This window comes from Microcoleus sp. bin48.metabat.b7b8b9.023 (assembly GCF_013299185.1).
GTDB lineage: Bacteria > Cyanobacteriota > Cyanobacteriia > Cyanobacteriales > Microcoleaceae > Microcoleus.
Window position 1 is genome coordinate 60,433 of the sequence record NZ_JAAFKG010000042.1, and the last position, 11,176, is coordinate 71,608.

Sequence of the window (11,176 nt, forward strand, 5' to 3'; positions counted from 1 at the left end):
AAATGTCATAACAAGATGCTAAAACTTCGTTGTGCTGGACGACACGACCTCTTGGCTATTTGAGGCTTTTGCAAAACCGGGATGCTCCAGTACGGTTAACTTAAGATGGCTAGTCAATGGTACGTAGTTGCGCTTGAGCGCTCTTTCTTATATATCAAGCAATACAGTTAACTGAAAACTGGTAGTCAATGGTACGTAGTTGCGCTTGAGCGCTCTTTCTTATATATAAAGCAATACGGTTCGCTCATATACTGCTACTCGTGAAACTTCTATGAAAAATAGATACAGTTTGCTTCGTTCCTCTCGAAGGACAATCTTAAGTAAACCTTATTGATATATAAAGAGCGCCCAAGCGCAAATACGTACCTAATAACGAACACCTATAAGAAGGACTGAAGTCCTCACTACAAACCAAAAATCATTTACTTACTCAACGATTTTTTGCTGCTTGAAAAGTTCCTTAAACTTGCGCTGCTGCTGATTGTGATCTACAATTGGATCGGGATAATGAAGCAGCCGACGTTCTATAGGCGAAATATTTCCAGTTAGCAAAAGCTTAGTATCCACTCGGCGCAATTCTGGAACCCAGTGGCGAATATATTCCCCTTCCGGGTCAAATTTTTGAGCTTGACTGGCGGGATTGAATATTCGCAAAGGTTTCGGATCCATGCCACTCGATGCACTCCACTGCCAGCCGCCATTGTTAGCAGAAAGGTCGCCATCAATCAATTTTTGCATGAAGTATTTTTCGCCCCACTGCCAGTTAATAATTAAATCTTTCGTGAGGAAACTAGCAACTATCATCCGACATCGATTGTGCATCCAACCTGTTTGATTTAACTGCCGCATTGCCGCATCAATAATTGGATAGCCAGTTTTGCCCCTGCACCAAGCTTGAAACAGCTTTTCATTGTTATCCCAGGGAAAGTCTTTGAATGCTTTACGGTAGGGCCCATCTGCTAATTCAGGGAAGTTGTACATGGCGTGTTGGTAAAATTCCCGCCACGCTATTTCCTGTTGCCAAGTGCGGATACTTGTGCAGGATTCTTCGCTGTGACAACTGTCCATCACTGTCTGGATAGCTTGCCAAACAGTGCGGATGCCTATTGCACCAAATTTGAGGGCGGCGCTGAGTTGGGATGTGCCGCTAACTGCGGGGAAATTGCGCTGTTCTTGATATTCGTAAATTGCGTTTTCGCAAAATTCTTCTAATTTTTTGTGTGCGGCCTCTTCTCCGGGTTCTATTACTAATGGATTTTCCCAAATAAATCCCAAACTCAAGGCCGTTGGCAGGGTTTTTGTTACACCTGTTTGGTTGGCTATTTCTTGTTCTTCTGCGGTTAATCCGGTCATTAATTCCGGATAATTTATCGGTAGTGTCTCTACAGGTTGGGCTTTTGGTTGGCTGTTCCATTTTTTCCAAAATGGTGTATAAACTGTGTAGGGATTCCCTGTACCAGTCCGGATTTCGTCGGGGGCGTGCAGAACTTGATCCCAGAAGTTTTTAACTTGTATTCCTGCTTGTTGGAGGGCGTTTGATACTGATATATCGCGCTCATTTGCATAGGGTTCTACATCTCTGTTCCAAAATACTGCTTTAGCATTGAGTGCCGCGGCTAATTTCGGTATTCCCATACGCGGGTCATCTTGAATTATTAGTAATTGGCTGCCTGATTCGCTGTAACGTGAGGAGAGTTTTTCCAAGCAACCTATCATGTAGGTAACTCTGGCGGGCGCTATGTCATCGCGATCGAGTATATTGCGATCGAGACAAAAAATCCCGACTACTTTCGGACTTTGCTGGCGCGCTGCTGCTAGTCCAATGTTGTCAGAAATACGCAAGTCGCGACGGTGCCAAAATAAAATTAAATCAGACATTAGATTTTAGATTTTAGATTTTAGATTTTAGATTTTAGATTTTAGATTGACTCCCACGGATCGAGCCGGGGATTGTTAGAATGCAGAGCTTTTTATAGTCTCCATCCCGCTCGTTCCCCCGGTTAAAGATGCGAATCAATGAATCCGGGGGCTGGTTACCAGAAAGAATTGGTTGAAAGCCGGAACCCCGATCGGGAGAAATTCAAATCAGACTATTTATTAGTCCAATCCTCTTCCTTCCTTTGTCAAGTGCTGTCAACTGTCAACTGTCAACTGTCAACTGTCAACTGAACAACTTTGCTTTAAGTCAAAAAAGGACGGGCTAAGAAAAAGCTAGAAATAGATTTCGCATCAATTGGTTCCCCGGCTAAGATGGCTTTTTCTAATTCTTCTGGAGTGAATAAAACTGTCTCCATGTCTTCATCGTCGTCTTGTTCTGGCGGCTGTTCTAGTTTGACCAAATCTTGTGCTAAAAAAGCATAAATGATTTCGTCAGAATAACCGGGTGCTAGCATGAATTTGCCTAATTCCCGCCATTTTCCGGCGCGATATCCGGTTTCTTCTTCGATTTCCCGTTTGATAGTTTCGGCGGGGTTTTCATTGATTTCGACTGTACCTGCGGGAAATTCTAAAATCCGCCCTTTGGCGGCGAAACGGTATTGTCGCACCAAGACGAGTTTACCTTCGGGGGTAACGGGAACTGCTAGTGCTCCGCCTGGGTGGCGAATACATTCCCAATCGCCTTCGGAACCGTTGGGAAGGCGGAGGCTGGCTACATCAAAGTTGAATTTGCGCCCTTGGTAAAATAGGCGCTGTTTGAGCAGTTGGGGTAGTTCTTGACCGATCGACATAAGTGAGAAGCGAATAATGTTTGATTGCACCGATTTAAGACATGATATCGTTTCCGGTGGCATCGGAATAATAATTTGGATGCTGTCAGTGCGAGCGTCCGGCTCGCTACCCAAATCGCGAGCGGGACGCTCGCACTACATAATTCCGATGCCAACGGATTTGACATCATAGGCGATCGCCGCCCTGAATTTTGCTCATTTTCTACACTTTCATTTTTTGGACTCCGGAACAGTCTGCTGTTTTGAGGATTTGGTCGATCGCACTTTTGGTCACAGGATGCACCCAATCCGGCGCAATTTCTACCAAAGGTACTAATACAAAAGCTCTTTCCGCCATCCGGGGATGAGGTAAAGTCAGTGTCGGAGTTTCTAGGATTAAATCATCATAAAGCAGCAAATCCAGGTCGAGGGTTCTCGGCCCCCATTTTTCGCGGCGAATCCGATTAAATTTTATTTCAACTTCTAATAAAGTTGCTAGCAATTGTTGTGGTTGTAGCGTAACTTCTAGGATGGCACAGGCGTTAATGTAATCGGGTTGCGGTGGCCCGACGGGGGCGGTTTGATACCAGCTAGAATGGGATTTTACGGCGATTCCTGGGGTGTTGTTGAGAGTTGCGATCGCGCTTTTGAGCGTGGCTAGGGAGTCGCCTAGGTTGCTACCAAGGGCGATCGCACATTTTGTTGATTTCATTGGGAATTTGGAATTGGTCATTGGTCATTGGTCATTGGGCATTGGGCATTGGGCATTGGAGTTACAAACGAGTAGTTAGAAACCGTTTTTTTTCTAACAATACTTCGTTACAGTTTGCAAAAATTCCAAACACTTCGATTTTGCTCAGTGGTTTGGTTTTGATGGGTAATATCATTGCCGATTGAATCGGAATGATTTAACCGCAGAGAACGCAGAGAACGCAGAGGGAGATAAGAGAGATGAATACAGGATGATGCTACCGGATTTGATATAAGTCCCGATCGCGATCTAAAAATATTGTTTTAATTTTAGCTTAATTTAAGGTTAATCTTTGTTGATTATAATTGATTAATGTCAATATTCAATTTAAAAATTAATGAGTTTACACCGCCGCCTTTTCTCTGCCATTATTCTAGTAACTATCAATTTAACAACAAGTGTATCGATCGGTTTAGCAGAAACTAAGGAAAGGTATCTTACCCTAAATTCGGACGATAGTCAATCTTTTGCGGGTTTAGTGCAGCAGGCGGAAGATTTAGTCAAAGAGTCGATCGCCCAGGAATTCCAAAATAATCCGGGATTGACAGGAATTACGGTGATAGTTACAGCCGATCGCGGGCGACAGTTAGTTCCGGTTTTGCGATCGAGAGTATCCCGCAGCCAGTGGCAGAAAGATTCGAGAATCGAACAGTGGACTAGGTATTTTGCCGATGCTCAATATTTGTTGGGATTCAAAGATAGCTATATTTCGTCGGGAAATTCCGGGCGATCGCAAACTATTAACGTGCCAGCGCCCAGCCGGCCCGCATCCCGACAAAACGATCCGGCTTTTCGAGATGATTGATGTCCTGTCCGGTTAATTACCATAATAAAAACGGTTCGTAGTGCGGACTTAAGTCCGCTCCATCTGGCGGACTTAAGTCCGCACTACGAACAAATATTTAACATATGCTTAACCAAAAGATTCCCCTACTTTAATTAACCTTAAGGTTAACTTCCCTTAATTTAACAGTGATAACTTTTTAGGTAAATCATGATTAGGGATGTTGGGTTGAACAGGAATTTATGTCTAAAATAACTCGCCGACAACTGTTAATTTTCTTCGGTAGCAGTGCAGCTACGACTGTGCTTGCGCCTCAACTCACTGAAAAACTATTCGGCATCAATTCCACCTCGGCCGAAGCTGCTTTAAGTCCGCTATCTTTCACTCCGTTAAGACTACCTCATCCACTCCCAGTTTATAAAGAATTGTCGAGTTTCATGCCTACTGCATTGAACGGACAGGGTACGGTAATGGCGGCCTCGCAAAATACTAGATTAACCAGCTACAACGTAGTTGACGATGTGGTTGTACCGCCGGAATACGAACGGTATGTGATTCTGCGCTGGGGCGATCGAGTTTTCCCCGATCCATCCGACTATTTCGGCTACAACAACGACTATACGGGCTTTGTAGGCATTCGCGGCAGCAATGACGACGGCTATCTCTGGGTTAACCACGAGTACGTATCCTTTCCGATGTCGAAAATCGCGCCCGAAGCCCCGGCGGATTTGGCATCATTTCCAGCAACCGATCGCGCTGTCCTCGGTTTAGACTTATCCGTAAAAAATCGGGCTACCCTCGGCGAATTTCTATACAATCTCGGTGGATCGATCGTCCGCATTACCAAACAGTCTAACGGCAGATTTTTGGCGATCGCGCGCGATCCACTCAACCGACGCATTCACGGACTTTCCGGCCTCGGAATCAACAGTCAGCGTGCGGACAAATACAAAGATGTCACCTCCTGGGGAACCAGACGAGGCGACGACAAATATCTCACAGGTACGGGCCCCGCAGCCACCCAAGTCTTCGCCCAAGTCAACAGCGACGGGCTGGGAAACCGGATTATCGGTACAGCCTACAACTGTTCCGGCGGCACAACCCCTTGGGGCACCATCCTCTCCGCCGAAGAAAACTTCCAAGGTAGCGAACTATTCTTCGTCGGAGTTCAGGAAAACGTCAAACCCAATGGCGGCCAAACCAGCTACGCCAAGGGCACGACGGGCGAAGAATTCGGCTTAGTCGGCGAAAAATACGGCTGGATGGTAGAAGTCGATCCCCAAGATCCGAATTTCCGCCCCCGCAAACACACCGCTTTAGGCCGTTTCCGCCACGAAAACGTTGCGATTCGCGCCGAAGCAGGCCGCAAGTTAGTAGTGTACATGGGAGACGATCGGCGCGGCGGACACACCTGGAAATTTGTTAGCAACGGTACTGTCACCAATCCCGCAGATAAAAGCAACAGCCGCTTGTTTGAAGATGGCACTTTATACGTCGCCCAATACAACCGTAACGGTGCTGGAAGATGGTTGCCACTAGCATTAAATAGCCCGACGAATCCGATACGTCCTAGTAAACTTGGCGAAGCGGAATTAGCAAGTTTTGGCAAAGCTCAAAGAGATGCTAATACTCGCTTACCCAAACGCGCCGGAATTGCAGGTCAAACTGAAGATGGTGGTTCATTTGTAGCGGATATAACTAATGAAGCAACAACACTTGCTGGCTACAGAAATAAAAGTCTGGCTAATTTCTATACCAGCCAAGGTGCAGTTTTAGTTGATGCCTTTTTAGCTGCTAATTTAATTGGTGGCACTCCGACGGCGCGACCGGAAGATTTGGAAATTAATCCTACTACTAAGCAAGTTTTCATTGCTTATACTGACGCCGCACCGGGTAGCGACGGTTATCCAGATTCTCGCATTTTTACTGTTGCTAAATACACTGCCACGCTCAATAGCACCCAGCAGTCTGGAGGAATTTACAAAATTATTGAAGATAGTTCCGACGGTGCGGGTTTGACTTTCCGCTGGCAGCGTTTTGCTCAAGGTGGAGAGGCCGGTGCAGTAGCTGGGGCGGGATTTGCTAGTGTAGACAATTTGGCTTTTGACACTCAAGGTAATATTTGGGGTGTCACCGATATGTCTACTAGCACGCACAATGGTTTTGATGTCGGTGCTGCGGCAAAACAAGCGACGATCGACCACAAAAAGACGGGTAATGTGTCGGAGTTTACTGGTGTTTTTGGCAACAATTGGCTGTTTTACATTCCGACTTCCGGCCCGAATGCAGGAACTGTAATTCCTTTTGCTCAAGGCCCGAACCGATGCGAAATCACTGGGCCGACTTTTATCGGAGATACCCTAGTAGTTGCGGTGCAGCATCCGGGGGAAGATTGCCCGATCGATGATGGTACTGTACTCAGCCGTCAAATTGAAATGTTGGATTTGAGTGGTGCTGTTTTCAATCAAACTCGGACTGTTGCTCGCGGCAGTTTGTGGCCGAGCAATATTGAGAATGACAGGCGCCGATCGCCGATGCCTTCGGTGATTGGGATTCGCCGCGTGCGATCGACCCCAACGGGCCAGTTTGTTTAAATAGGAATTGCGCGTGAAGGCGGGCACGGGGGCACCGCCCCTACAGAAATCGGGTTTTTTGCCTTGATATGTCGTCGCAGTCGGCAGATTTGGTAAAAACCCGGTTTTTTTTGTCGATAAGACTAAAGTATGACTGAAGTCCTCAGCACAAACTGATTATTTTAATACTGAAGTCCCTTCACGCTATTTCTTTGCTAAGTTTCTCCTGCACCCACAAATTTAAAAGCGTTTCTGGAGAAACACCTTGACGTTTAGCGATGGAACGAATTTGCTCTGATAAAGTTACTTCAACACGATAATATGTTATCTCCGATTGAAGATTTACTGAAAACTCAGCAGCATCAGTTTCCTCCCAATAATCTGCCAGATCGCGAGCGTCCCAAAACTCACCTATTTGCTGATAAGACTCAGCTTCTGAGATAGCACTTTTACGTTTTTCGGTATTTTCTTCGTTCAGCATTTGTCATGTCCCGTGCAGATAAAATTAATGCTTGCCTATCTTCTTTATAAACAAAGAAAACAATCAAGTAGCGTCCGGCATCAGTTTGTCCCAAAGCAGCGTAAACATTTTCACCCTGACGATGCCCTTTTTCGACAAAGCGGAAAACTGCAAAGTTCTCAAAGACTTCTCTAACTTCTTGTGGGCTAACAGAATGTTTTCGAGCTAGTTTTTCAACGATATCCTCTAGCCAGATAAAGCCCGTGATTTCCACTTGATTTATATGTCCTTATCACTGCTGACTCTTAGTGTAGCATAGAATGCAAGCAATGGTTGTATCAATTACATAGAAGCGATCGCATATTGCTTCAACACAGGCGGAATCGTGTAGCTACTTTCTTGTTGTTCTATCAAGCAGCGCCGCGATAGAGATTGCAGGGCATTTACCAAATCTGACAGCGGGATTGTATTATTTTCGAGCAATTTTGCGCGATCGATCGGCTGATTTTCTTTCGCCAACAAAGAGATTACTTGTTTTTCTAGTTCGGATAGGCGATCGAACTGCTGCTGTAAAACATCTTTCAAATCTTCTGGCAACAATATGGTATCATTTGGTAATAACTCTGTCACGCCTCCACCCAAGTCTTGAATCAGAGTCGCCACGCTTTTTAACCATAGGGGGTTGCCTTGGTAGCGGTGAATGAGTGATTCACTGTTGTCGATTTCTGCTAACCCATAATCTCTCAGTATTTCCCCTGCGGCTGCGATGTCTAAACCTTTTAGCTGTAAGGTACGAATGGGAGTATTGTGGTTTTTAACTTGAGTCACTTCTCTGGGTTGTTCCCAACCGATTAGCAGAAAGCAACTTTGATGAGATAATTTTTCTATCTGTTTGAATAAAGAGCGATATGCTTCGGATTCTGGTTTGTATTTTCCTGCCAATTCGCCGCTACAGAAAAGGTTTTGAACGTCATCTAAGACTATTAAACAGCGATGGTTTTGTAAATATTTAATTAGAGGTAAGCGTTTCGGGTTACTTGCAGGAGAATCTAGCTTTTCTGAGTGGGAGAAAAACTCGATTAGTTGATGTTCAAATTCATCTGGGGTGTGGGATGCGTCGATGTTGCACCAAATGACGCACTCAAATTCGTCTTTTATTTGCTGTACGAGTTGGACTGCTAGGGATGTTTTGCCGATTCCGCTGATGCCAATGAGGGTGATGAGGCGGCTGCGTTGTTGTAGAATCCAGGTGGTGAGGGTTTGGAGTTCGGGAGTGCGATCGAAGAAATCACCCAACTCCGGCATTTCGCTTAAATCTTGATGTAGAGTTCTGGTTTGTTTTGAGTTAGCTGTTTCTTGATTGGGTGGGTGTGAATTTGGGATATTTGGCGGGTGTCTAGCTTCTCCACAATAATTAACGCAACTTATTTGCACACAGTCTTGTGCAAAATGCGAAACAATGGAAAATTGGAACCTTTTCATTGCCGAGCGAAAATTCTTTTTATTAATATCTTCTCCCAATTTTTCTGAAAGTATCTGCCATAATTGCGAACCAACCTGCCTAACATAACTCTCGTTACAGTGAATCTCCTCGGCTATTTTGGTATATTTCTCACCTTGCATGGTTCCTCGCAGAATAGCCTCTTGTAAGTTATCGAGGTGCTGACCCGTCTTGGCAAACACCATCTCGTCAGCCATTTTTAACACTTCCTTGAGATTCATGCAGCATCGTGGATGTTGTGATTTTCCGTATTATACCTAACTTTTTCAAACATTTTCTGGCATTTGCCAACATTTTTGACGCGGGGCGAGTTGGAGTAGCTAACAAAATTGCTAACAAAATCGAGCATTTTTGGGGTAGACAAAAAAAACCTCTAAGGAATAATAAAAGATATAAAGCATAAGTTCAGGGAATAAATCTCTATCATTTTAATGTTGTGTTAGATTACAAATGCGGTATAATTAAAGTCTATGCGTCCTCAAACCTCGCTCGATCAAGTCATTTAAGGTTATTTTTCAGGGTTTAGAATTAAAGTTGTGCTAGTTGTTTTATGATTATAGAGTCACAAGTCAATTTTTGGATCTTATCAAGAGTTGGTAGTGAATCATAGAACATCAGGGAATTTTTTATTTATCTATTTTTTTAGCTAGTTATTAGAATCGGTGACTAGGCGAAAAAAAGATGACTGTAGATAGTCTTTCTGTTTTCGGACTAGGAGACTCTAGTGAAAGCATATTTGAGGGTCATGGTGGCATCTTTAGATCTAGAAATGAAATCAACTAAGTATCTTTGCTATCTTAATGACCTCTGACGTATCCAAAATTCACCAGAACGGCTCAAAAATCCTGGACTCCACGCAACTGACTGGAATTCAGCCCTCTGATTCAATTAAAATTCAGCCTCCTGAGTCAATTTCGCCTTTGATAAGGAGTAAGAAATCAGTTGAAACGTTGCTTTTAGCCAATCCTTCCAAATTCTACGGACAAAATCAGACAACTTCAAAATTAAGGCAGGATGCACAAACTACAGCTAATTTGGTGAATAGCAGTAACATCTTGGACTTTTTTACGAACTATCCCATTTTTTTCTTTCTGTTTTCTGACTGTACTCTAATAGTACAAATCATCTTTGCTACTGCTTGTAATTTATTCATTCTCAAGTTTACTAAGGAGGCTGCAACAGGAGCCGCCAGTTATCATCCTCTGAATAAGCTCTGGTCACGGGCTGCAATACTTGGCTTTGTTGGATTGAGTTCTCTTCAAGCTTTTAGTGCTGGTGTTGGCGTTGAACTAACATTAAATCAACCAAATCTGAGTAGACTGAGAGCGAGTGAAATAATCGATGAAAAAACAAATCAGGTTACAATATCTGCGGAGAAGGCTAAAAATCAAGTATTAGCTACTTCTGAAAAGGATATTCTTGAGTGTAATAGATTGGGAGTCAGAATCAAACAACTAGAAGGAGAAAATCGAAAGCCAAACGTCCGCAACCAGGAATATGATTCAGTTTATGTACGCGCATATGGAGAACTAGGCGCTGATTGGAGTCAATCTTCTACCGAAAGTCTTCCAGTTTGCAAGAGAATAGAACGTGTAAAAAAGCAAGCAGAAGATAATTATGCAGCAGACATTCAAGCTTGGGAAACTACTCTCAAAGACAGAGAAAATCTTGGAGAAGTAGCATTTTTAAAGAAGTATCTCAAGCAACGTCATGCAGAATATTTTACCGGAAACGATCGCGTAAATTCTGGAGTTGAACTAGCCAGACTTGCCCTTAAAAGCTTTTTTGGTAAATTATCAAATCGCGATTTATCCAGCTTGGGACTTTCTCTGTTCATATTTCTTATTTCCTTGATAACGAGTACGACTGCTTGCCTAATTACGATTTCATATGCTCTGAGAGAGGATGTTCAACGTTCTTGGTATGAGCCAAATAGCTTATATGATGAAAATGACGAGATTTTTGGGGATGCAGTAGAGCCTAAAACTTCTGCATTACCTAGCGAATTACTTTCAGAAATAGGTGATTCTCCATTGAGTAATACCTATATTAGGGTAATTCTTAATCTTGCAGAGAAGTTGACATTTAATCAATATTTAGCTAATCTCATTAGTGGTTCTTATAATACGGAGAATGAATCTATGGACGGAGATAATTTTCATGTTAATACTTCTGGTGGAGATAGCTTTATTAAAGCTACTTTTGGAACATATATTAAGGGTGATTACATCAAGATGAGTCAAGACTTACCCAAAGCGGCATCTGAAATTCAGCTAGTGTCATGAATTATTCGCGGAGATGACAGGAGCGATGAAAAGCCGCTAAAACGAGAAGGTACCGCCATTTCCCGTAATTTGCCATGACGATTTTAGAGCGAGAAGCCCAGATTTTACGAGTCC

10 protein-coding genes are annotated in these 11,176 nt (G+C 43.6%); 4 read left to right on the plus strand and 6 right to left on the minus strand.

The window, feature by feature from the left end; translation table 11 throughout:
- Positions 1 to 426 precede the first annotated feature (426 nt).
- Positions 427 to 1,878, minus strand: coding sequence for an FAD-binding domain-containing protein (locus tag QZW82_RS21875; protein ID WP_293152748.1), 1,452 nt, complete (start codon positions 1,876 to 1,878; stop codon positions 427 to 429).
- A 138-nt stretch (positions 1,879 to 2,016) separates the two neighbouring features.
- Here QZW82_RS21875 and QZW82_RS21880 point away from each other — a divergent pair, with 138 nt between their 5' ends.
- On the plus strand, positions 2,017 to 2,169 hold the full coding sequence (locus QZW82_RS21880; RefSeq protein ID WP_293152750.1) for a hypothetical protein: 153 nt from the start codon (positions 2,017 to 2,019) through the stop codon (positions 2,167 to 2,169).
- Between the two features lie 11 nt (positions 2,170 to 2,180).
- Here QZW82_RS21880 and QZW82_RS21885 read toward each other — a convergent pair whose 3' ends face one another.
- On the minus strand, positions 2,181 to 2,729 hold the full coding sequence (locus QZW82_RS21885; RefSeq protein ID WP_293152783.1) for an NUDIX hydrolase: 549 nt from the start codon (positions 2,727 to 2,729) through the stop codon (positions 2,181 to 2,183).
- Between the two features lie 202 nt (positions 2,730 to 2,931).
- Positions 2,932 to 3,420, minus strand: coding sequence for a 2-amino-4-hydroxy-6-hydroxymethyldihydropteridine diphosphokinase (gene folK / locus QZW82_RS21890; protein WP_293152753.1), 489 nt, complete (start codon positions 3,418 to 3,420; stop codon positions 2,932 to 2,934).
- Positions 3,421 to 3,796: 376 nt separating this feature from the next.
- Between folK and QZW82_RS21895 the strand changes: the two genes are divergently transcribed.
- Both QZW82_RS21895 and QZW82_RS21900 read left to right on the plus strand, forming a co-directional pair.
- A complete protein-coding gene (locus QZW82_RS21895; protein WP_293152756.1) occupies positions 3,797 to 4,264 on the plus strand; it encodes a hypothetical protein in 468 nt (155 codons plus the stop codon).
- Between the two features lie 221 nt (positions 4,265 to 4,485).
- Positions 4,486 to 6,837 (plus strand): PhoX family phosphatase, encoded by a 2,352-nt coding sequence (locus tag QZW82_RS21900; protein WP_293152760.1) that lies wholly within the window; start codon positions 4,486 to 4,488, stop codon positions 6,835 to 6,837.
- Positions 6,838 to 7,015: 178 nt separating this feature from the next.
- On the opposite strand, the gene QZW82_RS21905 is transcribed toward QZW82_RS21900, so the two are convergent.
- From QZW82_RS21905 to QZW82_RS21915, 3 genes are all read right to left on the minus strand, one after another.
- The gene (locus QZW82_RS21905; RefSeq protein WP_293152763.1) at positions 7,016 to 7,297 is read right to left on the minus strand and encodes a CopG family antitoxin; all 282 of its coding nucleotides are present in this window, start codon (positions 7,295 to 7,297) and stop codon (positions 7,016 to 7,018) included.
- Positions 7,266 to 7,550, minus strand: a complete 285-nt coding sequence (locus QZW82_RS21910) for a BrnT family toxin (RefSeq protein ID WP_293152766.1) — start codon at positions 7,548 to 7,550, stop codon at positions 7,266 to 7,268. The genes QZW82_RS21905 and QZW82_RS21910 overlap by 32 nt, the downstream gene beginning before the upstream one ends.
- Before the next feature lie 68 nt (positions 7,551 to 7,618).
- Positions 7,619 to 8,998, minus strand: a complete 1,380-nt coding sequence (locus QZW82_RS21915) for an NB-ARC domain-containing protein (protein ID WP_293152769.1) — start codon at positions 8,996 to 8,998, stop codon at positions 7,619 to 7,621.
- 579 nt (positions 8,999 to 9,577) lie between these two features.
- Between QZW82_RS21915 and QZW82_RS21920 the strand changes: the two genes are divergently transcribed.
- On the plus strand, positions 9,578 to 11,062 hold the full coding sequence (locus tag QZW82_RS21920) for a hypothetical protein (protein ID WP_293152772.1): 1,485 nt from the start codon (positions 9,578 to 9,580) through the stop codon (positions 11,060 to 11,062).
- Positions 11,063 to 11,176: the final 114 nt, after the last annotated feature.

Coding starts and splice junctions, on each gene's coding strand:
- QZW82_RS21895 (WP_293152756.1), top strand. CDS start 3,797: ATGAGTTTACACCGCCGCCTTTTCTCTGCCATTATTCTAGTAACTATC.
- folK (WP_293152753.1), bottom strand. CDS start 3,420: ATGAAATCAACAAAATGTGCGATCGCCCTTGGTAGCAACCTAGGCGAC.
- QZW82_RS21920 (WP_293152772.1), top strand. CDS start 9,578: ATGACCTCTGACGTATCCAAAATTCACCAGAACGGCTCAAAAATCCTG.
- QZW82_RS21915 (WP_293152769.1), bottom strand. CDS start 8,998: ATGAATCTCAAGGAAGTGTTAAAAATGGCTGACGAGATGGTGTTTGCC.
- QZW82_RS21875 (WP_293152748.1), bottom strand. CDS start 1,878: ATGTCTGATTTAATTTTATTTTGGCACCGTCGCGACTTGCGTATTTCT.
- QZW82_RS21880 (WP_293152750.1), top strand. CDS start 2,017: ATGAATCCGGGGGCTGGTTACCAGAAAGAATTGGTTGAAAGCCGGAAC.
- QZW82_RS21905 (WP_293152763.1), bottom strand. CDS start 7,297: ATGCTGAACGAAGAAAATACCGAAAAACGTAAAAGTGCTATCTCAGAA.
- QZW82_RS21900 (WP_293152760.1), top strand. CDS start 4,486: ATGTCTAAAATAACTCGCCGACAACTGTTAATTTTCTTCGGTAGCAGT.
- QZW82_RS21885 (WP_293152783.1), bottom strand. CDS start 2,729: ATGTCGATCGGTCAAGAACTACCCCAACTGCTCAAACAGCGCCTATTT.